35 protein-coding genes are annotated in these 21070 nt (G+C 68.3%); 33 read left to right on the plus strand and 2 right to left on the minus strand.

The features are described from left to right. Positions 1–177: 177 nt before the first annotated feature. The 15 genes from rpsJ to AB0I72_RS10435 all read left to right on the plus strand — a co-directional run bounded on the left by rpsJ (position 178) and on the right by AB0I72_RS10435 (position 7026). Complete coding sequence (gene rpsJ, locus AB0I72_RS10365; RefSeq protein ID WP_358565284.1) at positions 178–486, plus strand: 30S ribosomal protein S10; 309 nt, start codon at positions 178–180, stop codon at positions 484–486. 12 nt (positions 487–498) lie between these two features. Next, entirely contained in the window at positions 499–1149 is a 651-nt protein-coding gene (gene rplC / locus AB0I72_RS10370) for a 50S ribosomal protein L3 (protein ID WP_358565287.1), read from the plus strand. A 3-nt stretch (positions 1150–1152) separates the two neighbouring features. Beyond that, complete coding sequence (gene rplD, locus AB0I72_RS10375; protein ID WP_358565290.1) at positions 1153–1821, plus strand: 50S ribosomal protein L4; 669 nt, start codon at positions 1153–1155, stop codon at positions 1819–1821. Then, positions 1818–2108, plus strand: a complete 291-nt coding sequence (gene rplW / locus AB0I72_RS10380) for a 50S ribosomal protein L23 (protein ID WP_358565293.1) — start codon at positions 1818–1820, stop codon at positions 2106–2108. Before rplD ends, rplW begins: the two co-directional genes overlap by 4 nt. 56 nt (positions 2109–2164) lie before the next feature. Further along, a complete protein-coding gene (gene rplB / locus AB0I72_RS10385) occupies positions 2165–3004 on the plus strand; it encodes a 50S ribosomal protein L2 (protein ID WP_017598540.1) in 840 nt (279 codons plus the stop codon). Positions 3005–3016: 12 nt separating this feature from the next. Further along, positions 3017–3295: a 30S ribosomal protein S19 gene (rpsS, locus tag AB0I72_RS10390; RefSeq protein ID WP_073700518.1), complete on the plus strand. Its 279-nt coding sequence runs from the start codon at positions 3017–3019 to the stop codon at positions 3293–3295. 72 nt (positions 3296–3367) lie between these two features. Next, the gene (gene rplV, locus AB0I72_RS10395) at positions 3368–3736 is read left to right on the plus strand and encodes a 50S ribosomal protein L22 (protein WP_075928304.1); all 369 of its coding nucleotides are present in this window, start codon (positions 3368–3370) and stop codon (positions 3734–3736) included. Continuing rightward, positions 3736–4530 carry a 30S ribosomal protein S3 gene (gene rpsC, locus AB0I72_RS10400; RefSeq protein WP_358565297.1) on the plus strand — a complete coding sequence of 265 codons (795 nt, stop codon included), beginning with the start codon at positions 3736–3738 and terminating at the stop codon, positions 4528–4530. Before rplV ends, rpsC begins: the two co-directional genes overlap by 1 nt. Before the next feature lie 3 nt (positions 4531–4533). Continuing rightward, positions 4534–4947, plus strand: coding sequence for a 50S ribosomal protein L16 (gene rplP, locus AB0I72_RS10405; protein WP_075928302.1), 414 nt, complete (start codon positions 4534–4536; stop codon positions 4945–4947). Beyond that, positions 4947–5201, plus strand: coding sequence for a 50S ribosomal protein L29 (gene rpmC, locus AB0I72_RS10410; RefSeq protein WP_358565300.1), 255 nt, complete (start codon positions 4947–4949; stop codon positions 5199–5201). Before rplP ends, rpmC begins: the two co-directional genes overlap by 1 nt. Beyond that, positions 5198–5470 (plus strand): 30S ribosomal protein S17, encoded by a 273-nt coding sequence (gene rpsQ, locus AB0I72_RS10415; RefSeq protein WP_017598546.1) that lies wholly within the window; start codon positions 5198–5200, stop codon positions 5468–5470. The genes rpmC and rpsQ overlap by 4 nt, the downstream gene beginning before the upstream one ends. Before the next feature lie 104 nt (positions 5471–5574). After that, positions 5575–5943, plus strand: coding sequence for a 50S ribosomal protein L14 (gene rplN / locus AB0I72_RS10420; protein ID WP_075928301.1), 369 nt, complete (start codon positions 5575–5577; stop codon positions 5941–5943). Between the two features lie 3 nt (positions 5944–5946). Continuing rightward, entirely contained in the window at positions 5947–6252 is a 306-nt protein-coding gene (rplX, locus tag AB0I72_RS10425; RefSeq protein WP_358565305.1) for a 50S ribosomal protein L24, read from the plus strand. Beyond that, positions 6252–6827 carry a 50S ribosomal protein L5 gene (gene rplE, locus AB0I72_RS10430; protein WP_358565308.1) on the plus strand — a complete coding sequence of 192 codons (576 nt, stop codon included), beginning with the start codon at positions 6252–6254 and terminating at the stop codon, positions 6825–6827. The genes rplX and rplE overlap by 1 nt, the downstream gene beginning before the upstream one ends. Positions 6828–6840: 13 nt before the next feature. Continuing rightward, positions 6841–7026 carry a type Z 30S ribosomal protein S14 gene (locus AB0I72_RS10435; protein ID WP_017598549.1) on the plus strand — a complete coding sequence of 62 codons (186 nt, stop codon included), beginning with the start codon at positions 6841–6843 and terminating at the stop codon, positions 7024–7026. Positions 7027–7239: 213 nt separating this feature from the next. On the opposite strand, the gene AB0I72_RS10440 is transcribed toward AB0I72_RS10435, so the two are convergent. Then, a complete protein-coding gene (locus tag AB0I72_RS10440) occupies positions 7240–7389 on the minus strand; it encodes a hypothetical protein (RefSeq protein WP_358565664.1) in 150 nt (49 codons plus the stop codon). On the opposite strand from AB0I72_RS10440, the gene rpsH reads away from it, so the two are divergent. The 17 genes from rpsH (at position 7316) to truA (ending at position 17999) form a co-directional block, all read left to right on the plus strand. After that, positions 7316–7708: a 30S ribosomal protein S8 gene (gene rpsH / locus AB0I72_RS10445; RefSeq protein WP_358565634.1), complete on the plus strand. Its 393-nt coding sequence runs from the start codon at positions 7316–7318 to the stop codon at positions 7706–7708. The genes AB0I72_RS10440 and rpsH overlap by 74 nt on opposite strands. 17 nt (positions 7709–7725) lie before the next feature. Next, positions 7726–8265, plus strand: coding sequence for a 50S ribosomal protein L6 (rplF, locus tag AB0I72_RS10450; RefSeq protein ID WP_358565319.1), 540 nt, complete (start codon positions 7726–7728; stop codon positions 8263–8265). Between the two features lie 2 nt (positions 8266–8267). Beyond that, complete coding sequence (rplR, locus tag AB0I72_RS10455; protein WP_358565322.1) at positions 8268–8648, plus strand: 50S ribosomal protein L18; 381 nt, start codon at positions 8268–8270, stop codon at positions 8646–8648. Between the two features lie 50 nt (positions 8649–8698). After that, positions 8699–9301, plus strand: a complete 603-nt coding sequence (rpsE, locus tag AB0I72_RS10460) for a 30S ribosomal protein S5 (RefSeq protein WP_017598553.1) — start codon at positions 8699–8701, stop codon at positions 9299–9301. 2 nt (positions 9302–9303) lie between these two features. Continuing rightward, the gene (rpmD, locus tag AB0I72_RS10465; RefSeq protein WP_017598554.1) at positions 9304–9489 is read left to right on the plus strand and encodes a 50S ribosomal protein L30; all 186 of its coding nucleotides are present in this window, start codon (positions 9304–9306) and stop codon (positions 9487–9489) included. Beyond that, the gene (gene rplO / locus AB0I72_RS10470) at positions 9486–9950 is read left to right on the plus strand and encodes a 50S ribosomal protein L15 (protein ID WP_358565327.1); all 465 of its coding nucleotides are present in this window, start codon (positions 9486–9488) and stop codon (positions 9948–9950) included. The genes rpmD and rplO overlap by 4 nt, the downstream gene beginning before the upstream one ends. A 283-nt stretch (positions 9951–10233) precedes the next feature. After that, the gene (gene secY / locus AB0I72_RS10475; RefSeq protein ID WP_358565330.1) at positions 10234–11547 is read left to right on the plus strand and encodes a preprotein translocase subunit SecY; all 1314 of its coding nucleotides are present in this window, start codon (positions 10234–10236) and stop codon (positions 11545–11547) included. Then, positions 11548–12213, plus strand: a complete 666-nt coding sequence (locus AB0I72_RS10480; RefSeq protein ID WP_358565333.1) for an adenylate kinase — start codon at positions 11548–11550, stop codon at positions 12211–12213. Beyond that, positions 12213–13037: a type I methionyl aminopeptidase gene (map, locus tag AB0I72_RS10485; protein WP_358565337.1), complete on the plus strand. Its 825-nt coding sequence runs from the start codon at positions 12213–12215 to the stop codon at positions 13035–13037. Before AB0I72_RS10480 ends, map begins: the two co-directional genes overlap by 1 nt. A gap of 60 nt (positions 13038–13097) precedes the next feature. After that, positions 13098–13562 (plus strand): DUF1707 domain-containing protein, encoded by a 465-nt coding sequence (locus AB0I72_RS10490; protein WP_358565340.1) that lies wholly within the window; start codon positions 13098–13100, stop codon positions 13560–13562. A gap of 304 nt (positions 13563–13866) precedes the next feature. Then, a complete protein-coding gene (infA, locus tag AB0I72_RS10495; protein ID WP_013156135.1) occupies positions 13867–14088 on the plus strand; it encodes a translation initiation factor IF-1 in 222 nt (73 codons plus the stop codon). Between the two features lie 52 nt (positions 14089–14140). Further along, a complete protein-coding gene (gene rpmJ / locus AB0I72_RS10500) occupies positions 14141–14254 on the plus strand; it encodes a 50S ribosomal protein L36 (RefSeq protein WP_013156136.1) in 114 nt (37 codons plus the stop codon). A 207-nt stretch (positions 14255–14461) separates the two neighbouring features. Further along, positions 14462–14842, plus strand: a complete 381-nt coding sequence (gene rpsM / locus AB0I72_RS10505) for a 30S ribosomal protein S13 (RefSeq protein ID WP_075928291.1) — start codon at positions 14462–14464, stop codon at positions 14840–14842. Positions 14843–14908: 66 nt separating this feature from the next. After that, a complete protein-coding gene (gene rpsK, locus AB0I72_RS10510; RefSeq protein ID WP_017598561.1) occupies positions 14909–15316 on the plus strand; it encodes a 30S ribosomal protein S11 in 408 nt (135 codons plus the stop codon). 182 nt (positions 15317–15498) lie between these two features. Next, positions 15499–16521 (plus strand): DNA-directed RNA polymerase subunit alpha, encoded by a 1023-nt coding sequence (locus tag AB0I72_RS10515; RefSeq protein WP_358565345.1) that lies wholly within the window; start codon positions 15499–15501, stop codon positions 16519–16521. Between the two features lie 70 nt (positions 16522–16591). Next, the gene (rplQ, locus tag AB0I72_RS10520; RefSeq protein WP_358565348.1) at positions 16592–17053 is read left to right on the plus strand and encodes a 50S ribosomal protein L17; all 462 of its coding nucleotides are present in this window, start codon (positions 16592–16594) and stop codon (positions 17051–17053) included. 100 nt (positions 17054–17153) lie between these two features. Then, positions 17154–17999 (plus strand): tRNA pseudouridine(38-40) synthase TruA, encoded by an 846-nt coding sequence (truA, locus tag AB0I72_RS10525; protein WP_358565351.1) that lies wholly within the window; start codon positions 17154–17156, stop codon positions 17997–17999. A 59-nt stretch (positions 18000–18058) separates the two neighbouring features. Here truA and AB0I72_RS10530 read toward each other — a convergent pair whose 3' ends face one another. After that, entirely contained in the window at positions 18059–18934 is an 876-nt protein-coding gene (locus AB0I72_RS10530) for a hypothetical protein (RefSeq protein WP_358565354.1), read from the minus strand. A gap of 1673 nt (positions 18935–20607) precedes the next feature. Between AB0I72_RS10530 and rplM the strand changes: the two genes are divergently transcribed. Then, positions 20608–21057, plus strand: coding sequence for a 50S ribosomal protein L13 (gene rplM / locus AB0I72_RS10535; RefSeq protein WP_358565357.1), 450 nt, complete (start codon positions 20608–20610; stop codon positions 21055–21057). Positions 21058–21070: the final 13 nt, after the last annotated feature.

The following is a 21070-nucleotide window of genomic DNA, read 5'->3' on the forward strand; positions in this document are numbered from 1 at the left end:
GCACCACACAAGACGTCATCGGGCTCTGTGACGGTGACGCACCGCAGGGGCAAGCCCTGTTGCGGTTTCTCAAGGGAATAGGGGCTCACGGTACACGGCGGTCTCCGCCGGGGCCTGGGCGTCTGTGACCGGGACTGACACCGTTACGGACACTGAAGCGAAGGACGAACAGGCCACATGGCGGGACAGAAGATCCGCATTCGGCTAAAGGCCTATGACCACGAGGTCATCGACAGCTCGGCGCGCAAGATCGTCGAGACCGTGACGCGAACTGGCGCACAGGTCGCGGGCCCGGTGCCGCTGCCGACGGAGAAGAACGTTTACTGCGTCATCAAGTCGCCGCACAAGTACAAGGACTCGCGCGAGCACTTCGAGATGCGCACGCACAAGCGGCTGATCGACATCATCGACCCGACGCCGAAGACCGTCGACTCGCTCATGCGGCTCGACCTGCCGGCGGGCGTTGACATCGAGATCAAGCTTTAAGGACGCACAGACATGGCCACCAAGCAGATCAAGGGAGTTCTGGGCGAGAAGCTCGGCATGACCCAGGTCTTCGACGACGCGGGCAGGATCGTGCCCGTGACGGTTCTGAAGGCCGGTCCGTGCGTCGTGAGCCGCATCCGGACTCCGGACACCGATGGCTACTCCGCTATCCAGCTCGGCTACGGGCAGATCAACCCGCGCAAGGTGAACAAGCCGCTCGGCGACTACCTGCGCAAGAACGATCTGACCCCGCGCCGGCACTACGTCGAGGTCCGCACCGAGGACGCCTCCGAGTACCAGCTCGGCCAGGAGGTCACGGCGGACTCGTTCGAGAGCGGCCAGAAGGTCGACGTCACGGGTAAGAGCAAGGGCAAGGGCTTCGCCGGTGTGATGAAGCGCCACGGTTTCCGTGGTCTCTCCGCCTCGCACGGCACGCAGCGCAAGCACCGCTCTCCCGGTTCCATCGGCGGCTGCGCCACGCCCGGCCGCGTTTTCAAGGGCATGCGGATGGCCGGGCGCATGGGCAACGTGCGCAAGACCGTCCAGAACCTGACCGTTCACTCCGTGGACGCGGAGAAGGGTCTCATCCTGGTCAAGGGTGCTGTTCCCGGTCCCAACGGCGGTCTGGTGCTCGTCCGCACCGCTGTGAAGGGGGACAAGTAAGCCATGGCCGAGATCGAGGTCAAGAACCCCGAGGGTGGCGCCAAGGGCAGCGTCGAGCTGCCGGAGAGCGTCTTCGCCCAGCAGGTCAGCATCCCGCTGATCCACCAGGTCGTGAACGCCCAGCTGGCCGCCGGCCGTCAGGGCACCCACGCCACCAAGACCCGCGGCGAGGTCCGCGGCGGTGGTAAGAAGCCCTACCGCCAGAAGGGCACCGGTCGGGCCCGTCAGGGCTCCATCCGCGCCCCGCAGTACACCGGCGGTGGCACGGTCCACGGTCCCCAGCCGCGCGACTACTCCCAGCGCACCCCGAAGAAGATGAAGGCCGCCGCCCTGCGCGGTGCCCTCTCCGACCGGGCGCGTCACGGGCGTATCCACGTCCTCACCACCTTCGTGGCCGAGGACGCCGACAGCAAGCTCACGCAGACGGCCTTCAAGGCGCTGCGTCAGGTGACCGAGTCCGACAAGGTCCTGGTCGTCCTGGCCCGCGAGGACGAGCACAACCGGCGCGCCCTGCGCAACCTCGAGGAAGTCCACATCCTCGACGCGGACCAGGTGAACACCTACGACGTCCTCTACTCGGACGACGTGGTCTTCACCGAGGCGGGCTACGCCGAGTTCCTGGCCCACGCGGCCGGTGCCAAGGCCGCGCAGTCCGAGGAGGACGACCAGTGAGGATCGCCGACCACCGGGACATCATCGTCGAGCCGGTGATCTCCGAGAAGAGCTACGGGCTCATGGACGAGAACAAGTACACGTTCATCGTTCGCCCGGACGCCAACAAGACCCAGATCAAGATCGCGATCGAGAAGATCTTCGACGTGAAGGTCACGAGCGTGAACACGATCAACCGCAAGGGCAAGCGCAAGCGGACCCGCTTCGGTTACGGGAAGCGTCCGGACACCAAGCGCGCGATCGTCAGTGTCGCCGAGGGCGACCGGATCGACATCTTCGGTGTCTGACCTTCCGGGTCTTGACCGCTACACACAAGTAACACGTAAAGGAATGCGCGAAGAAGATGGGCATTCGTAAGTACAAGCCGACGACACCGGGTCGTCGCGGTTCCAGCGTGAGCGACTTCGTCGAGATCACGCGGTCGGAGCCGGAGAAGTCCCTGGTGCGTCCGCTCCACTCCAAGGGTGGGCGTAACGGCCACGGTCGCATCACCGCCCGCCACCAGGGCGGCGGTCACAAGCGGGCCTACCGTGTGATCGACTTCCGCCGCCACGACAAGGACGGCGTGCCGGCCAAGGTCGCTCACATCGAGTACGACCCCAACCGCACGGCTCGCATCGCCCTGCTGCACTACGTCGACGGTGAGAAGCGCTACATCCTGGCGCCCGCCGGCCTCAAGCAGGGTGACCGCGTCGAGAACGGTCCGCAGTCGGACATCAAGCCCGGCAACTGCCTCCCGCTGCGCAACATCCCCACGGGTACGTTCGTGCACGCGGTGGAGCTCAAGCCGGGTGGCGGCGCCAAGCTCGGCCGCTCCGCGGGCTCCCAGATCCAGCTCCTGGCCAAGGAGGGCCGGTACGCCACGCTGCGTATGCCCTCCGGCGAGATGCGCATGGTGGAGATCACCTGCCGCGCGACCGTCGGCCAGGTCGGCAACGCCGAGCAGTCCAACATCAACTGGGGCAAGGCCGGCCGTTCGCGGTGGAAGGGCAAGCGCCCGACCGTCCGCGGTGTGGTCATGAACCCGGTCGACCACCCGCACGGCGGTGGTGAGGGCAAGACCTCCGGTGGTCGGCACCCGGTCAGCCCCTGGGGTAAGAAGGAAGGCCGGACCCGGGCCAAGAACAAGGCCAGCGACAAGCTCATCGTGCGGCGTCGGCGTAGCGGTAAGAAGAAGCGGTAAGGAGCACGTCTGATGCCACGTAGCCTGAAGAAGGGTCCCTTCGTCGACGACCACCTGATCAAGAAGGTGGAGACGCAGAACGAGAAGGGGACCAAGAACGTCATCAAGACGTGGTCCCGGCGGTCCATGATCGTCCCGGAGATGATCGGCCACACGATCGCCGTCCACGACGGTCGCAAGCACGTCCCCGTGTTCGTGTCCGAGTCGATGGTCGGCCACAAGCTCGGCGAGTTCGCTCCCACGCGTACTTTCCGCAGCCACGTCAAGGAAGACCGCCGTAGCCGCCGTTAGCGGTTGCAGCAGGAGAAAGAACCATTTCTCCACGGTGAGTGGAGATGAATTTCCGTGAGCGAGGGAAAAGCGATGGGAACGAGGGCTCAGGCACGGTTCGTCCGTGTTACGCCCCGGAAGGCCCGCCGGGTGGTGGACCTTATTCGCGGGTTGCCCGCTGACGAGGCACAGGCGGTGCTCCGGTTCGCGCCCCAGTCGGCGAGCGAGCCTGTTGGCAAGGTACTGGCCAGTGCCATCGCCAACGCTGAGCACAATGACAAGCTGGACCGTGAGTCGCTGGTGGTCGAACGCGCGTGGGTGGACGAGGGTCCGACCCTGAAGCGCATTCGTCCGCGAGGCTTCGGCCGAGCCTTCCGGGTGACGAAGCGCACGAGCCACATCACCGTGGTCGTCGCTGAGGACTCGGGCGCCTCGTCCAAGACGAAGGAAAGGACCCGATAGTGGGGCAGAAGGTTAACCCGCACGGGTTCCGCCTCGGTGTCACCACCGACTTCAAGAGCCGCTGGTACGCGGACAAGTCCTACAAGGACTACGTCAAGGAAGACGTGGCGATCCGCCGGATGCTGACCCGTGGCATGGAGCGCGCGGGCATCTCCAAGGTCGAGATCGAGCGCACCCGTGACCGTGTCCGCGTGGACGTGTACACCGCCCGGCCGGGCATCGTCATCGGCCGCCGCGGCGTCGAGGCCGACCGTATCCGGACCGACCTGGAGAAGCTGACCGGCAAGCAGGTCCAGCTGAACGTCTTCGAGGTCAAGAACCCCGAGATCGACGCGCAGCTCGTCGCCCAGGGCGTCGCCGAGCAGCTGAGCAGCCGCGTGGCCTTCCGCCGCGCGATGCGCAAGGCCATGCAGAGCGCCGTCAAGAGCGGCGCCAAGGGCATCCGCATCCAGTGCGGCGGTCGTCTGGGCGGGGCCGAGATGTCCCGCTCGGAGTTCTACCGCGAGGGTCGGGTCCCGCTGCACACGCTGCGCGCCGACATCGACTACGGCTTCTTCGAGGCCCGCACGACCTTCGGCCGCATCGGCGTGAAGGTCTGGATCTACAAGGGCGACGCGCCCGCGACCCGCGCCGAGCGCGAGGCGGCCCAGGCCGCGCAGCGTTCCGCGGGTGGTGGCGGCGGCGGTCAGCGCCGTGAGCGTCCGCAGCGCCGCCGTCGTGGCGGCGGTGGCGGCGGCCAGCAGGGCGCCGAGTCCAAGGCCCCGGCTGAGTCCGCGAAGACCGAGGGGAGCTGACCAGTGCTTATTCCTCGTAAGGTCAAGTACCGTAAGCAGCACCACCCCGACCTCCGTGGCAAGGCCAAGGGCGGGACCACGGTGACCTTCGGCGAGTTCGGCATCCAGGCCCTCGAGTCGGCCTACGTGACGAACCGCCAGATCGAGGCCGCGCGTATCGCCATGACGCGGCACATCAAGCGTGGCGGCAAGGTGTGGATCAACATCTTCCCGGACCGCCCGCTGACCAAGAAGCCCGCCGAGGTCCGGATGGGTTCCGGTAAGGGTTCGCCCGAGTGGTGGGTCGCGCCGGTCAAGCCCGGCCGCGTGATGTTCGAGCTGTCGGGCGTGCCCGAGGCCGTGGCGAAGGAAGCCATGCGTCGTGCGATGCACAAGCTCCCGATGAAGTGCAAGTTTGTCAAGCGGGAGGGGGAGTGATGGCGAAGTCCGTGACTGCCCACGAGCTGCGCGACCAGTCCGTCGAGGACCTGGTCGAGAAGCTCAAGGAAGCGAAGACCGAGCTCTTCAACCTCCGCTTCCAGGCCGCCACCGGCCAGCTCGACAACCACAGCCGGCTGCGTACCGTCAAGCGTGAGATCGCGCGGATCTACACGATCCTGCGCGAGCACGAGCTGGGGATCGCCCCGCTGTCTGGTGAGTCGGCTGAGGAGACGAAGGAAGCAGCCGAATGAGTGAGAACCAGACCGCGACTCGCAACTACCGCAAGGTGCGCGAGGGCTACGTCGTCAGCGACAAGATGGACAAGACCGTCGTTGTCGAGGTCGAGGACCGCGTCAAGCACGCCCTGTACGGCAAGGTCATCCGTCGGACGACCAAGTACAAGGCGCACGACGAGGCGAACTCCTGTGGCGTCGGTGACCGGGTCCGTTTGATGGAGACCCGGCCGCTCTCCGCGACGAAGCGTTGGCGCGTCGTGGAGATCCTGGAGAAGGCTAAGTAACCCCGGCCTGCTGGCGGCCGACACGCGTTGTCGGCCGCCGGCGCGAGGGGTGAGACCACCTAGCCGTGCGGCAGTGGACCGCACGCATCACATCAGGAGCAGACGTGATTCAGCAGGAGTCGCGACTCAAGGTCGCCGACAACACGGGTGCCAAGGAGATCCTCACCATCCGTGTTCTCGGTGGCTCGGGTCGGCGCTACGCCGGGATCGGCGACACGATCGTCGCCACGGTGAAGGACGCCCTGCCTGGCGCTGGAGTCAAGAAGGGCGACGTCGTCAAGGCCGTTGTCGTGCGCACCGTCAAGGAGCGCCGCCGGCCCGACGGCTCCTACATCCGCTTCGATGAGAACGCTGCCGTGCTCATCAAGGACGGTGGGGACCCGCGAGGCACCCGTATCTTCGGCCCGGTCGGCCGCGAGCTGCGGGACAAGAAGTTCATGCGCATCATTTCGCTTGCGCCGGAGGTGCTGTAGGCGATGAAGATCAAATCTGGCGACGAGGTCATCGTCATCGCCGGCAAGGACAAGGGTGCCACGGGCAAGGTCGTCAAGGCCATGCCGCGCGAGGACCGTGTCGTCGTCGAGGGCGTCAACCTGGTCAAGAAGCACAGGAAGGCCAACCCGGCGGGCGGCCAGCAGGGCGAGGTCGTCACCAAGGAGGCCCCGATCCACGTGAGCAACGTCGCGCTCGTGGAGAACGGGAAGGCCTCCCGGGCGGGCTACCGCTTCGAGGAAGACGGAACCAAGGTTCGGGTCTCCCGCCGCACTGGTAAGGACATCTGATGACGGTTACCAACGACATCACGGTCCCTCCGATGCCGCGGCTGAAGGAGAAGTACCGTAACGAGATCGCTCCCGCCCTCAAGGAGGAGTTCGAGCTCGCCAACATCATGCAGATCCCCGGTCTGACGAAGATCGTGGTCAACATGGGTGTCGGCGAGGCGGCGCGGGACGCGAAGCTGATCCAGGGCGCGATCGCCGACCTGTCGGCGATCACCGGGCAGAAGCCGCGGATCAACCGCGCGAAGAACTCCATCGCGCAGTTCAAGCTGCGCGAGGGTCAGCCGATCGGCGCCAGCGTCACGCTGCGCGGCGACCGGATGTGGGAGTTCCTCGACCGGCTGCTCTCGCTGGCCCTGCCCCGGATCCGGGACTTCCGCGGTCTGTCCCCGAAGCAGTTCGACGGGAACGGGAACTACACCTTCGGCCTGACCGAGCAGGTCATGTTCCACGAGGTGGACCCGGACAAGGTCGACCGGCAGCGTGGCATGGACATCACGGTCGTCACCACGGCGACCAACGACGACCAGGGCCGCAGCCTGCTCAAGCGGCTCGGTTTCCCGTTCAAGGAAGCCTGAGGGGTAACCACAGATGGCTAAGAAGTCCCTGATCGCGAAGGCGGCCCGCAAGCCGAAGTTCGCCGTTCGCGCGTATACTCGATGCTCGCGGTGCGGCCGCCCCCGCGCCGTCTACCGGAAGTTCGGCCTGTGCCGTATCTGCTTCCGCGAGATGGCCCACCGGGGCGAGCTGCCCGGCATCGCCAAGTCGAGCTGGTAGCTCCCGGTGGGGACGGCCCCGTGGGACCTCTCGTCGAGGGAGGATCACGGGGCCGCCCCCCGGAGCCACCGCTCCGTGGCTCACCAGCAGTGGCCGGACCCGCCGCGGGCGGGATTCGGTCCGGTACCAACCAACCATCAGGGCACGGCAGTCCCCTCGGGGATCGCGGTGCCCACGACCACGCCGTAGGTCCGTTTGTGCATCCTCACGGGATCACCCGTGCAGGTACAGGCCCTGGGAAGGCCCGCACTCGGAAACCGCGGTGAGGAAGGGCCAGTCGGCCATGACGATGACCGACCCGATCGCAGACATGCTGACGCGTCTGCGCAACGCGAATTCGGCGTACCACGACACCGTGGCCATGCCGTATTCCAAGATCAAGGCGCACATCGCCGAGATCCTCCAGCAGGAGGGCTACATCCAGGGCTGGCGTTCCGAGGAGGCCGAGGTCGGCAAGAGCCTCGTCCTGGAGCTGAAGTACGGCCCCACCCGTGAGCGCTCCATCGCGGGCATCCGCCGGGTCTCCAAGCCCGGTCTGCGCGTGTACGCGAAGAAGGAGAACCTGCCCCGGGTGCTGGGTGGGCTCGGCGTGGCGATCATTTCGACGTCCGGCGGCCTGATGACCGACAAGCAGGCCAAGAAGCGTGGCGTTGGCGGCGAAGTCCTCGCCTACGTCTGGTAACAGGGAGAGATTGAAGCATGTCGCGTATCGGTCGACTGCCGATCTCGGTCCCCAAGGGCGTCGAAGTCACGATTGACGGGCAAGACGTCACTGTCAAGGGGCCGAAGGGCGAACTCAAGCACACCGTCACCGAGCCGATCACCGTCTCCAAGGACGAGACCGGCGTCGTCACGGTGGCGCGTCCCGACGACAAGCCGGAGAACCGGTCGCTGCACGGTCTGACCCGTGCGCTGATCGCCAACCTCATCGAGGGTGTCTCCAAGGGCTACGCCAAGACGCTGGAGATCCACGGTGTGGGTTACCGCGTCCAGGCGCGCGGTTCCAACCTGGAGTTCTCGCTGGGCTACAGCCACCCCGTCGTGGTGGAGCCCCCGGAGGGCATCACCTTCCGCGTCGAGAAGCCGACCCTCCTCCACGTCGAGGGCATCGACAAGCAGCTGGTGGGCCAGGTGGCGGCGAACATTCGCGGTCTGCGCAAGCCTGACCCGTACAAGGCCAAGGGCGTGCGGTACCAGGGTGAGCACATCCGCCGCAAGGCCGGAAAGGCTGGTAAGTAGGCATGGGCATCACCGTGAGCCGCAAGCGGACCGCCAAGCGCACCACCTCGCGTGCGCGCCGCCAGTTCCGCGTCCGCAAGAAGGTGCTGGGCACCGCCGAGCGTCCGCGTCTGGCCGTGTTCCGCTCCTCCAAGCACATCGTCGCGCAGGTCATCGACGACACGAAGGGCCACACGCTGGCCGCCGCCTCCTCCGTCGAGGCGGACGTTCGTGGGCTCGACGGCACCAAGTCCGACAGGTCCGCCAAGGTGGGCGAACTCCTCGCGCAGCGCGCGAAGGAGGCGGGTGTCTCCAAGGTCGTGTTCGACCGCGGCGGTAACCAGTACGCCGGCCGTATCGCCAAGCTCGCCGACGCGGCGCGCGAGGGCGGACTGGAGTTCTAGCCGATGACCTCTGTACTTGGCAAGATCAACCACGAGAAGAGGAACCACTGATGGCTGCAGCACCGCGGCGCGGCGCCGGTGGCGAGCGGCGTGATCGCCGTGACGATCGCCGCGGCGGCGCCGCAGACAAGGGTGTCTCCTACATCGAGAAGGTCGTGACCATCAACCGGGTCGCGAAGGTCGTCAAGGGCGGCCGTCGCTTCTCCTTCACCGCCCTGGTCGTCGTCGGCGACGGCAACGGCATGGTCGGTGTCGGTTACGGCAAGGCCAAGGAGGTCCCGGCCGCGATCGCCAAGGGCGTCGAGGAGGCGAAGAAGAACTTCTTCCGCGTTCCCCGCGTCCAGGGCACGATCGTGCACCAGGTCCAGGGCGAGGACGCCGCCGGCGTCGTCCTGCTCCGTCCGGCCGCCCCGGGTACCGGTGTCATCGCCGGTGGTCCCGTGCGCGCCGTTCTGGAGTGCGCCGGCATCCACGACGTCCTGAGCAAGTCGCTCGGTTCGTCGAACCCGCTGAACATCGTGCACGCCACCGTGGCGGCTCTGAAGGGCCTCAACCAGCCCGAGGAGATCGCCGCCCGCCGTGGCCTGCCGATCGAGGACATCGCTCCGGCCGCGCTCCTGCGTGCTCGTGCCGAGGCGAAGGCAGGAGCCTGACCATGGCCAAGCTCAAGATCACGCAGACCCGTTCCAAGATCGGCGGCAAGGAGAAGCAGCACGCTGCCCTCCAGTCGCTGGGCCTGGGCCGGATCGGCAAGTCCACCGTCCGTGAGGACCGCCCCGAGGTTCGCGGGCAGATCACGATCGTCTCGCACCTCGTCTCTGTCGAGGAGGTTGCCGAATGAGCGACTACAACCCCGACGAGCTGCTCAAGCTGCACCACCTGCGGCCGGCCCCGGGTGCCAACAAGGCCAAGACCCGCAAGGGCCGCGGCGAGGCGTCCAAGGGCAAGACCGCCGGTCGCGGCACCAAGGGCACGAAGGCTCGTAACACGGTGCGTCCCGGCTTCGAGGGCGGTCAGATGCCGCTCATCAGGCGGGTGCCCAAGCTGAAGGGCTTCAGCAACGCCCGGTTCAAGACGACCTACCAGGTCGTCAACCTGGACCGCCTGACCGAGCTCTACCCCGAGGGTGGCGCGGTCACGGTCGAGGACCTGGTCGCCAAGGGCGCGGTTCGCAAGAACCAGCCCGTCAAGGTGCTGGGGACCGGTGAGATCACCGTCGCCGTCCAGGTGAGCGTGCACGCGTTCTCCGCCTCGGCGAAGGAGAAGATCACCGCCGCCGGTGGCTCCGCCACCGAGCTGTAGGGGTCTTCCCCGCGATGCGACTCCAGGGGCGCCCGCCCGGCAGGTCAGTGACAGACCCGTCGGCGGGCGCCCTCGCGCGTTGCGAGCGTCGATCGTTATGACGGTCGGTCCGCCGTGAGCGGGTGATCACTGTTACAGTGCCATCTGTTCGAGCCCCCCGCTTGACGTAATGTGAATACTTCCGAGCACCGGGCGCGTGCCCCGTGCTGACGATCTACGACGATTCAGGATCGGCCGCGATGTCTGGAACCCGTTCCGCCGCCGAAATCGCGCAGGAGGAGACGTGCTAGGTGCGTTCGTCCGTGCATTCCGCACGCCCGATCTGCGCAACAAGTTGCTGTTCACACTGTTCATCCTGACGCTGTTCCGTCTGGGGTCGGTCATTCCCGCGCCGGGTATCAACTCGGCGGCGATCCGGGACCAGATGGAGGCGCTTCGGGCAGGGGACGAGACCGGCGTGTACGCGCTCGTCAACCTGTTCAGTGGTGGCGCTCTGCTGCAACTGGCGGTGTTCGCGCTCGGGGTCATGCCCTACATCACCGCGAGCATCATCATCAACCTGCTGACGGTGGTCATCCCCCGCCTGGAGTCCCTCAAGAAGGAGGGCCAGGCCGGCCAGGCGAAGATCACGCAGTACACCCGCTACCTCACCCTGATGCTCGCGGTCCTGCAGTCGACCAGCATCGTGGCCATGGCCCGCACCGACCTGCTCTTCCAGGGCGTGATCCCGGTCCAGGCCTACATGCCCAACCAGGACATCATCACCCTGGTCACCATGGTCTTCGTGATGACCGCCGGTACCGCGGTGGTCATGTGGTTCGGTGAGCTCATCACCGAGCGCGGCGTCGGCAACGGCATGTCGCTCCTGATCTTCACGACCGTCGTCGCCATGTTCCCGGCGTCGATCATGGGCATGTACGAGGAGCGCTCGGTCTGGGTCTTCACCATCATCTGCATCGCGGGCCTGGCCCTGGTGACGGCCGTGGTCTTCATCGAGCAGGCGCAGCGCCGCATCCCGGTGCAGTACGCCAAGCGGATGGTGGGGCGCCGGATGTACGGCGGCAGCTCCACGTACATCCCGCTGAAGGTCAACCAGGCGGGCATCATCCCCGTGATCTTCGCCTCGTCGATGCTGTTCCTGCCGCAGATGATCGTGAACCTGGTCGGGCCGGAGACGGACAACGTCGTCGTCCGGACGCTCCAGACCTACTTCCTCACCGGTACGCACCCCGTGTACATGGTCACGTTCTTCCTCATGATCGTCGGCTTCGCGTTCTTCTACGTGGCCATTACCTTCAACCCCGTTGAGGTGGCCGACAACATGAAGAAGTACGGTGGGTTCATCCCGGGTATCCGGCCGGGGCGTCCGACCGCCGAGTACCTCGACCACGTGTTGAAGCGGCTGACGACGCCCGGCTCCCTGTACCTGGGCGTGATCGCTCTCCTGCCGATGGTGGCTCTGGGCGCCACCGGCGCCTCGATGAACTTCCCCTTCGGCGGTACGAGCATCCTGATCATGGTCGGTGTCGGGCTGGACACGGTGAAGCAGATCGAGAGTCACCTCCAGCAGAGGAACTACGAAGGTTTTCTGCGATAAATGCGTGCAGTATTGGTGGGACCCCCTGGGGCCGGTAAGGGCACCCAGGCCCAGATCCTCGCGGCCGAGTTGTCGGTCCCCAAGGTGTCCACGGGCGACATCTTCCGGGCGAACGTCAGCGGCGGCACCGAACTGGGCAAGAAGGCCAAGGAGTACATGGACCGCGGCGACCTCGTCCCCGACGAGGTCACGAACGCCATGGTCAAGGACCGCCTGGCTCAGGACGACGCGGCCCCGGGCTTCCTGCTCGACGGTTTCCCCCGCAACGTCCCCCAGGCCGAGAAGCTCCGGGAGATGCTCGGGGAGCTCGACACGACCCTGGACGTCGTGCTGGAGCTGAGGGTCGACGAGGACGAGGTCGTCAGGCGGCTCTCGGGCCGTCGGTCCTGCCCCGAGTGCGGCCGGGTCTACCACGTGGAGTACGACGCGCCGAAGACCGCGGGTCGGTGCGACGCCGAGGGCGCCGAGCTCTACCAGCGCGAGGACGACCGCGAGGAGACGATCCGTCACCGCCTCAAGGTCTACCGGGACCAGACCGCTCCGCTCGTCGAGTTCTACGCGTCCGAGGGGCTGCTGGCCACCATCGCCGCGGCGGGCGCCGTGGAGGACGTGACGGCCCGCGCCAAGGCCGCCATCGAGGACAAGGCGCGAAAGGCCGGCGCCTGATGTTCCGTAAGGCGGAGCCGGACGTCCAGATCAAGACGCCGGAACAGATCGCCAGGATGAGGGCTGCGGGCCAGGTCGTGGCCCGCGCCCTGGACACCCTCCGGGCCGAGGTGCGGCCCGGGGTGTCCACCCTGGAGCTGGACTCGGTCGCGGAGAAGGTGATCCGCGACGCGGGGGCCGTCCCGTCGTTCAAGGGCTACCACGGCTTCCCCGGCTCCATCTGCGCCTCGGTCAACGAGGAGGTCGTCCACGGCATCCCCAGCGCCGAGCGGGTGCTGGCCGAGGGCGACATCATCTCCATCGACTGCGGCGCGATCCTGGACGGGTGGCACGGCGACTCGGCGATCACCGTCGCGGTCGGCCAGGGCCGTCCGGAGGACCTGCGGATGATGGAGGTCTGCGAGGAGTCCATGTGGCAGGGGATCGCCCAACTGCGTCCCGGCAAGCGCCTGGGCGACGTCGGCCACGCGATCGCCGCGCACATCTCCAAGCACGGTGGCTACGGCAACGTCCGCGAGTACGGCGGCCACGGCATCGGCACGGAGATGCACATGGACCCGCACGTGCTGAACCACGGTCGCCGCGGCAAGGGCCAGCGCCTGGTCGAGGGCATGTGCCTGGCGATCGAGCCGATGACCACCCTGGGCCGGCACGACGTGGTCCAGCTGGACGACGGCTGGACCGTCGTCACCCGGGACGGGAAGCGCGCGGCGCACTTCGAGCACTCGGTGGCGATCACCGCCGAGGGCCCCGTCGTCCTGACCGCCCGCGAGTCCAACCGCGATAAAATCGCGGAGATGGGGTTCGTCCAGCCGACCTGGTAGTCGCCTCCGCGTCGGGGGCGGCGCGCGGTACCTGCCGGGTGGAGATGCGAGGTGTGCGCGGTGTCCGAACCGGTTCCGTCCATGCGTACGTCCGACGGCGAACGCGACCGCGTCGCGCAGCTCCTCCAGGAACAGTTCGCCCAGGGCAGGCTGGACCAGGAGGAGTTCACCGAACGCCTGGGACAGACGTACAAGGCCCGGACCGCCGGTGAGCTGGCGGAGGTCACCCGGGACCTGCCCGAACGCGACCTCGCGGACCTGGGCGGCGGGGATCGGCGCGACGTCGAGTTCGCGGCGCCGCCGCCGATCAGCATGCGCGACCCCGCGCTGCTCGTGCCGTGGATGCTCTACGTCGGCGTCAACGTCCTGTGCTTCGTCATCTGGCTCATCCTGTTCCTCACCGGTGAGAACGACTACCCCTGGTTCCTGTGGGTGCTGGGCCCGTGGGGGATCGTGATGGGCGTGGTGACCGTGGGCGTGCTCGCCGCCCAGCGCTGGCAGAGCGGGAACGACGGCTCGGCCTGAGGGATGGCTGTTCCGTCGGGCGGGCCGACGGTGTAGGCTGCTCTGCCCGTTGGTTAGGAGCACTTGTCCGAAGGCGATAGACTGACACTGCCCATACGCGGGCTGTTGGGTCAGTCTGCCTTCTCCGTGCCCCGTCCTCGCGACGACGTACGCTCTCGCAGTTGACCCGATCTTCCAGTGTGCTCTGGCTTCGACGGCGGTTGGCCTCCGTGCACCGCCGTCGGGGCCGTCGTGTCGTGCGAGGGCGCACGGGGACCCGTCGGGTTGTCCTGATCAACCAATCGATGAGCGAGGCGTGGAGGACATGGCAAAGAAGGACGGCGCCATCGAGATCGAGGGTTCCGTTGTCGAGTCCCTACCCAACGCTATGTTCAAGGTAGAGCTCGACAACGGGCACCAGGTCCTTGCCCACATCAGCGGCAAGATGCGGATGAACTACATCCGTATTCTCCCCGACGACCGCGTCGTCGTGGAGCTGAGCCCGTACGACCTCACGCGCGGGCGCATCGTTTACCGCTACAAGTAGCCCGTCGAGGGCCGTAGGGCCCAGGGCGGGTGACATCGAGTTCGGAGTCACCATGAAGGTCAAGCCGAGCGTGAAGAAGATCTGCGCGAAGTGCCGCGTGATCCGCCGTAACGGCCGGATCATGGTCATTTGCTCGGACCCGCGGCACAAGCAGCGCCAGGGCTAGCACCCGCGCTCGCCGCGGCTTCCGCGTCGCGACGGCCCGACGGGGGGAACGCGTCCCCCTCAGGGCCAGCAAGAACGAACACCTGTTCCGATTCCCGGGAGTGCCCGGGAACCACCCCCGGTCGGAGGCCGGGGCCTCGTCGGTTGGGCGACGGGAGGGTGGAACGGGTCAGACCTCCGCACACACATTGGATGGAGTCTCGCCCACATGGCACGTATCGCCGGCGTTGACCTCCCCCGCGACAAGCGGGTGGAGATCGCTCTCACGTACGTCTTCGGGGTCGGCCGCACCCGCGCGCTCGAAACGCTGAAGAACACCGGTGTCGACGGAGACACGCGCGTCTACAACCTGTCCGAAGAGGACCTGGTCAAGCTGCGCGAGTGGATCGACGCCAACTACCAGGTCGAGGGTGACCTGCGTCGTGAGGTCCAGGCCGACATCCGTCGCAAGATGGAGATCGGCAGCTACCAGGGCATCCGGCACCGTCGTGGCCTCCCGGTCCGCGGTCAGCGCACGCAGACGAACGCCCGCACCCGCAAGGGCAAGAAGAAGACCGTGGCCGGTAAGAAGAAGGCCGGTAAGAAGTAGTCCGCTCGGACTGTCGACCGCGTCCGAGACACACACACGGACCGATGATCTCTGGGAGTTTCGCTCATGCCGCCTAAGGGCCGTCAGCAGGGTGCCGCGCGCAAGGTGCGCCGCAAGGAAAAGAAGAACATTGTCCACGGACACGCTCACATCAAGAGCACGTTCAACAACACGATCGTGAGCATCACCGACCCGACCGGTGCCGTGATCTCGTGGGCCAGCTCCGGACAGGTGGGCTTCAAGGGTTCGCGTAAGTCGACCCCCTACGCCGCGCAGATGGCCGCCGAGGCCGCCGCGCGCCGTGCCCAGGAGCACGGCGTCCGCAAGGTGGACGTCTTCGTGAAGGGCCCGGGTTCCGGCCGGGAGACCGCCATCCGTTCGCTCACCGCGACCGGCCTCGAGGTGGGCTCCATCCAGGACGTCACCCCGGTTCCGCACAACGGCTGCCGTCCGCCCAAGCGCCGCCGGGTCTGACCCCCGGCCGTCGCGCCGCGCCTCCTACCGCGCGGACGCGCACGCGGCGCTTGGCCCGCGTGGTCCCCGTCGGGGCCGCGCGGGCTGGGTAGGAATCCGAGTAGTGGGCACCGCCGTCAGGGCGGTGTCCGTCCGATGGCCGTCAAATAGCGGTCGGCCATGTGGAAGGGAAGACACGGACCATGTTGATCGCACAGCGTCCCACGTTGACCGAGGAAGCCGTCTCGGACCTGCGTTCGAAGTTCGTCATCGAGCCGCTGGAGCCGGGCTTCGGCTACACCATCGGCAACTCGCTTCGGCGCACCCTGCTGTCCTCCATCCCCGGCGCGGCTGTCACCAGCATCCGCATCGAGGGCGTCGAGCACGAGTTCACCACCGTGCCCGGTGTCAAGGAGGACGTCACCGAGATGATCCTCAACCTCAAGGGCCTGGTCGTCAGCTCCGAGCACGACGAGCCGGTGCTGATGTACCTGCGCAAGCAGGGCCCGGGTGTGGTGACCGCCGCGGACATCGCTCCGCCGGCCGGTGTCGAGGTGCACAACCCCGACCTGCACATCGCCACGCTCAACGGCAAGGGCAAGCTGGAGATGGAGCTGACGGTCGAGCGCGGCCGCGGTTACGTCTCGGCGACGCAGAACAAGCAGGCGGGCCAGGAGATCGGCCGGATCCCGATCGACTCCATCTACTCGCCCGTGCTGCGCGTGACGTACAAGGTCGAGGCCACCCGTGTCGAGCAGCGCACCGACTTCGACCGTCTGATCGTCGACATCGAGACCAAGCCGGCCATCCGTCCCCGGGACGCGGTCGCCAGCGCGGGCAAGACCCTGGTCGAGCTGTTCGGTCTGGCGCGTGAGCTCAACGTCGACGCCGAGGGCATCGACATGGGCCCGTCGCCGACGGACGCCGCCCTCGCGGCGGACCTGGCGCTGCCGATCGAGGACCTCAACCTGACGGTCCGGTCCTACAACTGCCTCAAGCGTGAGGGCATCCACAGCGTCGGCGAGCTGGTTGCCCGCTCCGAGCAGGACCTGTTGGACATCCGCAACTTCGGTGCCAAGTCCATCGACGAGGTCAAGCAGAAGCTCGTCGACATGGGCCTGTCCCTGAAGGACTCCCCGCCCGGATTCGACCCCAGTGCCGCGGCGGACTCCTACGGCTCCGATGACGACGAGGGCCAGTCCTTCGTCGAGACGGAGCAGTACTAACCGACCTTCGTCGCCCACATGGTCCCCGGCCGAGTGCGGCCGCGGACCGCATCACTAGGAGAACGACACCATGCCCACGCCTACCAAGGGCGCCCGTCTGGGTTCCGGGCCCGCTCACGAGCGGCACATCCTGGCGAACCTCGCCACCGCGCTGTTCCAGCACGGCCGTGTCCGCACCACCGAGGCCAAGGCCAAGCGCCTGCGCCCGTACGCCGAGAAGCTCATCACCCTCGGCAAGCGCGGTGACCTGCACGCCCGCCGCCAGGTCCTGACCAAGATCACGGACAAGTCGGTCGTGCACGAGCTGTTCACCGAGATCGGCCCGCGCTACGAGAACCGCCCCGGCGGTTACACGCGCATCACCAAGATCGGTCCGCGCAAGGGCGACAACGCCCCGATGGCGATCATCGAGCTGGTCGAGGCGCTCGCGGCTCCGGCCGCCCCGGCCGCGGCCCCCGCCGCCGAGGCCACCGAGGCCCCGGCCGAGGAGACCGTCGAGGCTCCCGCCGAGGAGAGCTCCGAGAGCAAGTAGGGCGGTCACGGTGTGTGCGGGCGAGGGCCCGCCGCCGACCGTTCGTCGAGTGCCCGATCCCCGTGGGGTCGGGCACTCGTGTTCTTCCGGGATGGGTGCGATGGACGAGAACGACACGACGGTCCGGCTCCGGCTGGACATCGCCTACGACGGCACGGACTTCTCCGGGTGGGCGACGCAGCCCGGTCGGCGCACGGTGCAGGGTGAGCTGGAGGCGGCGCTGGCGCGGGTGATGCGGCTGCCCTCGGTGTCGCTGACCTGCGCGGGGCGCACGGACGCCGGGGTGCACGCCAGGGGCCAGGTGGCCCAGGCGGACGTCCCGGCGGCCACCTGGGAGAGCGAGGGGGAGCGGGTGGCGCGCCGCCTGGCCGGTGTGCTGCCCAAGGACGTCCGGGTGACCGGGGTGCGCGTGGCGCCGCCCGGGTTCGACGCGCGCTTCTCGCCGCTGTTCCGGCGGTACGCCTACCTGGTGAGCGACGCGCCCTACGGCGTCGACCCGCTGTGGCGTCGGCACGTGCTCTGGCACCGGAGCCCGCTGGACGCGGACCGGATGAACGAGGCGGCCGCGCGGCTCGTGGGCGAGCACGACTTCGCGGCGTTCTGCCGGAGGCGGGAGGGCGCCACCACGATCCGGGAGCTGCTGCGACTGGAGTGGGAGCGCACGGACGAGTACCTGCTGCGCGGGACGATCCAGGCGGACGCCTTCTGCCACAACATGGTCCGCGCGCTCGTGGGCGCGCTCCTGGCGGTCGGGGACGGCCGCCGGGGGGTCACGTGGCCGGGAGAGGTGTTGGGGGCCGCTGTGCGCGACTCGTCGGTGCACGTGGTGGGCCCGCAGGGGCTCAGCCTGGAGGAGGTGCGCTACCCGGCGGACGAGGAGCTGGCCGTGCGCGCGTCGGCCACGCGCAGGGTCCGGGAGCTGCCCTGTCCGGGGCACCGGGACTGAGCCGCGGGTACGTGTGAGGGCGTCCGGTGCGCACCGGACGCCCTCACACGTACCGTGGGTCAGCCGTCGGTGAGGCTGGCGAAGGCCTCGCCGAGGAAGCCCTCGCCGATCGTCTGGAGTTCGGTCGCGATCTCCGAGTCCTCCTGGGCGTTGGTGCCGTCGCTGTTGGCGGCCAGCGAGAAGACGAGGAAGTTGCTCCACTGGCCGCTGCTGGCGTGGCCGCCGGAGTAGCCGAGCCGCTCGGCGCTGGTGCCCTCCTCGCCCGCGAGCCCGGCGAACCAGTCGGCGCCGACCAGGTCCTGGCCGTCCTGGGCGGTCACGGCCTGGCCCTCGGTGCCCAGGGTGGCCACGCCGATCGTGACGGCGCGCGTCTCGTCCTCGTTGAGGTAGGACGCCCGGACGACCTGTGCGCAGTCCTGCTCGGCGAGGACGTCGCCGTAGCCGCCGTGGGCGGCGGTGGCGCACTCCTCGGTGTCGTTCGTCGCGACGCGGGTGAAGGTGCCCGCGCCCTCGATGTCGACGGACTCCGGGAAGAGGGACTCCGCGGCGAGCGGGGTGTCGGGGGCCTGGCCGCCGCCCCCGGAGGAGCCGCCGGACTCGGAGCCGCCGCGGGCGAAGAGGAACGCGCCGCCGCCGGCGACGACGAGGAGGGCGACGAACCCCGCGATGAGGAGGATCCTCGTCCTGCCGCCGGAGCGCCGGGAGGAGCCGGGACCCTGGTCCGCGTAGCCGTCGTAGTCGTCGAGGTCCTGGAGGTCGAACTGCGCGGTGTCGGCGCCCGCGTCGTCGGGGACCTCGTCGCGGTAGAGGGGGCGGTCGGCCTGGCGGCCGGGGGTCGCGGGGACCGCCTGGATGTGCTGTGTGGGGCCCGCGGGGTCGACCGGGTACGCGGGCTCGGTGGGCTGTCGCGCGTACGGCGGAGGGCTGATGGGCACGCCCTGCGCCGGTCCGGCCGGGAGACCCATGGCGGGCTGGCCGCCCGAGGGGGCGCCGGGGAAGGGCGTCGGCGGATGTCCGGGACCCTGCGGGGGCTGGCCCGGTTGGCCGTACGGGCTGGGGTGTCCCTGTTGTCCCTGGAAGCCCCCCGGTCCCTGCGGTCCGGGTTGGCCCGCCGGGCTCTGGGGCCCCGACTGGCCAGGAGCGCCCTGAACACGTTGTCCGGAGAACCCCGGCTGCCCGTGCTGTCCTGGGCCCCCGGGCCCGCCCTGTCCCAGGGGGTTGGGTTGTCCCTGCTGCCGAGGTCCCGTGTGTCCGTCGAATCCCACCTGTCCCGCTCGGCCCTGGGGGCCCGTCTGCCCGGTTGGGCCGGGAGTGCTCGGTCCGAGGTGGCTGCCTTCCTGCTGGCCGGGTCGCCCCGGCTGCCCCTGGCTTCCCGTCAGGCTCTGTGGTCCCGTCGGGCCTGTCTGCCCCTGCTGGCCGGACGGGCCAGCCTGGCCCGGTTGTCCCTGGGCTCCCTGCTGTCCGGGTCGCCCCGGCTGCCCCTGGGGTCCGGTCAGACTCTGTGGTCCCATCCGGCTGGGTTGCCCGGGAAACCCCGACTGTCCCTGCTGTCCGAACGGGCCTGCCTGGTTCGTCGGGCTCTGGGGGCCCGTCTGCCCGGTGGGGCCGGGAGTGCTCGGTCCGAGGTGGCTGCCTTCCTGCTGTCCGGGTCGCCCCGGCTGCCCCTGGCTTCCCGTCAGGCTCTGTGGTCCCGTAGGCCCCGACTGTCCCTGCTGGCCGAACGGGCCTGCCTGGCCCGGTTGTCCCTGGGGTCCCTGCTGGCCCGGGGAAAGGGGCGGAAGCGCGCTCTGAGGTCCGGAGGGGGGCCGCGGCGGCTGGTTCGGGCCGCTCGGAGTGAGATGTCCCATGCCCTGCTGGCCGCCCGTGCCCGGGAACGGTCCCTCGGGGGGCCGCGGCTGGCCGTAGGCGTCGGGGTGGGGCGGAGGCGGCATGTACCGCCCCGGCGCGTTGTGCGCCGGCGGGGCGGCGTATGTGGGATGCTGACCGTCGGGCCGGTCCGGGCCGGAGCCGAGCAGGTCCTGTCCGTCACCGCTCTCCCGGCCGGTGGGGTACCCGTCGGGGCCGGGCTGCGGCTGGTTCGGGTGCGTACTGATGGGTGTCTCCGAAGGCTCAGAGGGGGGACTGGACGGCCGCCGGGCCCCTGCTCGGGCCACCGTGACGGGCGTCTCCACGATTCGCGTCCGCGCCCGTCGATGCGGGCGGAGAACGGCCTTTCGGTGCAAGCGTAACCAACACGGGGGCGAAGGCAGGACGAAGCACTCCCGGCGACAGGCATAATAAAAGGCGGAGAGGTCACGGATGTGACCCCGTGCCGGCGCTTTCCCGCCAGGCGTGGTCTTGCCGGGTCGCCCCACCGCTGGCTTTGACCTGCGCATGGCGGCCGGGTAGGATATTCCGTCGTTGTGCGTTGAGTTGCCGTGGGCCCCAGACTCGAGAAGTCGGGTGCCGATCCACGCACCATCGTCTGCGCACTCACCTCCGGATCGTCCTCATTGGCATGGGACATCCGGCCAAGTAACGCCCCGCAACCGCGGCGGCGTTTCGTAATACGAGTCCGCCATCCCCGTAAGGGATGGGGCAGCCGACTGAAGAGCGAAGGCAAACGATCGTGCGCACATACAGCCCCAAACCAAGCGATGTTCAGCGTCAGTGGCATGTCGTCGACGCCACCGATCTCGTGCTCGGGCGTATGGCGAGCCAGGTTGCCACGCTCCTCCGGGGCAAGCACAAGCCGTACTACGCGCCCCACATCGACACCGGCGACTTCGTGATCGTCGTGAACGCGGAGAAGGTCGCCCTGACCGGCAACAAGCTGGCTCAGAAGCGCGCCTACCGGCACTCCGGCTACCCCGGCGGTCTGCGTTCCGTCGCGTACGCCGACCTGCTGGAGAAGAACCCCGAGCGGGCCATCGAGAAGGCCGTCAAGGGGATGCTGCCCAAGGGTTCGCTCGGCCGTCAGATGGCCAAGAAGCTCAAGGTGTACGCCGGTCCGGAGCACCCGCACCAGGCCCAGCAGCCGGTGCCGTTCGAAATCAGCAAGATCGAGCAGCCCGCCTAGGCGTTCGCGAGAC

It is taken from the genome of Nocardiopsis sp. NPDC049922, from assembly GCF_040660275.1.
GTDB lineage: Bacteria > Actinomycetota > Actinomycetes > Streptosporangiales > Streptosporangiaceae > Nocardiopsis.

Coding starts and splice junctions, on each gene's coding strand:
- rpsJ (WP_358565284.1), top strand. CDS start 178: ATGGCGGGACAGAAGATCCGCATTCGGCTAAAGGCCTATGACCACGAG.
- rplC (WP_358565287.1), top strand. CDS start 499: ATGGCCACCAAGCAGATCAAGGGAGTTCTGGGCGAGAAGCTCGGCATG.
- rplD (WP_358565290.1), top strand. CDS start 1,153: ATGGCCGAGATCGAGGTCAAGAACCCCGAGGGTGGCGCCAAGGGCAGC.
- rplB (WP_017598540.1), top strand. CDS start 2,165: ATGGGCATTCGTAAGTACAAGCCGACGACACCGGGTCGTCGCGGTTCC.
- rpsS (WP_073700518.1), top strand. CDS start 3,017: ATGCCACGTAGCCTGAAGAAGGGTCCCTTCGTCGACGACCACCTGATC.
- rplV (WP_075928304.1), top strand. CDS start 3,368: ATGGGAACGAGGGCTCAGGCACGGTTCGTCCGTGTTACGCCCCGGAAG.
- rpmC (WP_358565300.1), top strand. CDS start 4,947: ATGGCGAAGTCCGTGACTGCCCACGAGCTGCGCGACCAGTCCGTCGAG.
- rpsQ (WP_017598546.1), top strand. CDS start 5,198: ATGAGTGAGAACCAGACCGCGACTCGCAACTACCGCAAGGTGCGCGAG.
- rplX (WP_358565305.1), top strand. CDS start 5,947: ATGAAGATCAAATCTGGCGACGAGGTCATCGTCATCGCCGGCAAGGAC.
- rplE (WP_358565308.1), top strand. CDS start 6,252: ATGACGGTTACCAACGACATCACGGTCCCTCCGATGCCGCGGCTGAAG.
- AB0I72_RS10435 (WP_017598549.1), top strand. CDS start 6,841: ATGGCTAAGAAGTCCCTGATCGCGAAGGCGGCCCGCAAGCCGAAGTTC.
- rpsH (WP_358565634.1), top strand. CDS start 7,316: ATGACCGACCCGATCGCAGACATGCTGACGCGTCTGCGCAACGCGAAT.
- AB0I72_RS10440 (WP_358565664.1), bottom strand. CDS start 7,389: ATGGCCACGGTGTCGTGGTACGCCGAATTCGCGTTGCGCAGACGCGTC.
- rplF (WP_358565319.1), top strand. CDS start 7,726: ATGTCGCGTATCGGTCGACTGCCGATCTCGGTCCCCAAGGGCGTCGAA.
- rplR (WP_358565322.1), top strand. CDS start 8,268: ATGGGCATCACCGTGAGCCGCAAGCGGACCGCCAAGCGCACCACCTCG.
- rpsE (WP_017598553.1), top strand. CDS start 8,699: ATGGCTGCAGCACCGCGGCGCGGCGCCGGTGGCGAGCGGCGTGATCGC.
- rpmD (WP_017598554.1), top strand. CDS start 9,304: ATGGCCAAGCTCAAGATCACGCAGACCCGTTCCAAGATCGGCGGCAAG.
- rplO (WP_358565327.1), top strand. CDS start 9,486: ATGAGCGACTACAACCCCGACGAGCTGCTCAAGCTGCACCACCTGCGG.
- AB0I72_RS10480 (WP_358565333.1), top strand. CDS start 11,548: ATGCGTGCAGTATTGGTGGGACCCCCTGGGGCCGGTAAGGGCACCCAG.
- map (WP_358565337.1), top strand. CDS start 12,213: ATGTTCCGTAAGGCGGAGCCGGACGTCCAGATCAAGACGCCGGAACAG.
- infA (WP_013156135.1), top strand. CDS start 13,867: ATGGCAAAGAAGGACGGCGCCATCGAGATCGAGGGTTCCGTTGTCGAG.
- rpmJ (WP_013156136.1), top strand. CDS start 14,141: ATGAAGGTCAAGCCGAGCGTGAAGAAGATCTGCGCGAAGTGCCGCGTG.
- rpsM (WP_075928291.1), top strand. CDS start 14,462: ATGGCACGTATCGCCGGCGTTGACCTCCCCCGCGACAAGCGGGTGGAG.
- rpsK (WP_017598561.1), top strand. CDS start 14,909: ATGCCGCCTAAGGGCCGTCAGCAGGGTGCCGCGCGCAAGGTGCGCCGC.
- AB0I72_RS10515 (WP_358565345.1), top strand. CDS start 15,499: ATGTTGATCGCACAGCGTCCCACGTTGACCGAGGAAGCCGTCTCGGAC.
- rplQ (WP_358565348.1), top strand. CDS start 16,592: ATGCCCACGCCTACCAAGGGCGCCCGTCTGGGTTCCGGGCCCGCTCAC.
- truA (WP_358565351.1), top strand. CDS start 17,154: ATGGACGAGAACGACACGACGGTCCGGCTCCGGCTGGACATCGCCTAC.